Genomic DNA, 240 nt, shown 5'->3' on the forward strand with positions numbered 1-240 from the left:
TGTTCAACGCCTTGCGCTGGATTGTCCGCGCGGGTGCGCCGTGGCGTCTGCTGCCCAATGACTTTCCGCCGTGGGAGACGGTCTACCAGCAGACGCAGCGCTGGATTCAGGCAGGCTGTTTCGAGATCCTATGAGCGAAGGCCTTGACATGCTGACGCCTAAAATCAGCGTGCTGAGGTTTGGCTCCGAGGAGAACATCATGCGTATCGATCAGGCATACACGGGTAGTGGTGACGGACT

At 58.8% G+C, this 240-nt stretch carries 1 pseudogene; it reads left to right on the top strand.

Going from position 1 to position 240, the window contains the following annotated elements:
- A pseudogene (locus VSR34_RS39390) lies at positions 1-122 on the top strand (transposase); the annotation flags it as partial.
- Positions 123-240 lie beyond the last annotated feature (118 nt).

Source organism: Paraburkholderia sp. JHI2823, from assembly GCF_038900695.1.
GTDB classification, from domain to species: Bacteria; Pseudomonadota; Gammaproteobacteria; order Burkholderiales; family Burkholderiaceae; genus Paraburkholderia; species Paraburkholderia mimosarum.